The sequence below is a fragment of the Streptomyces sp. URMC 126 genome (assembly GCF_051386555.1).
GTDB lineage: Bacteria > Actinomycetota > Actinomycetes > Streptomycetales > Streptomycetaceae > Streptomyces.
Genome location: NZ_JBPQTX010001281.1, coordinates 1 through 240 on the forward strand (window position 1 = coordinate 1; position 240 = coordinate 240).

Annotated in this window: 1 pseudogene; it reads left to right on the forward strand. The window is 48.8% G+C overall.

Annotation, left to right across the window (positions count from 1 at the left end):
- Window positions 1-240, forward strand: a pseudogene (locus tag ACSNOK_RS35970) (diaminopimelate decarboxylase); the annotation flags it as partial.

Genomic DNA, 240 nt, shown 5'->3' on the forward strand with positions numbered 1-240 from the left:
CACCACAGCCAGCGGAAACGTATATCAAAGCCATTACAGATATCGTTCGCCAAGAGCTGACGGCGCTTGCGATTCCTCTACCTGAGATTTGGATCGAACCAGGCCGGAGTATTGTAGGGGATGCTGGGACAACCTTGTACCGAATTGGATCGCATAAGGACATTCCAAATGTCCGGAAATATATTGCGGTCGATGGTGGTATGACAGACAATCTGCGACCAGCTTTGTACAATGCAGAAT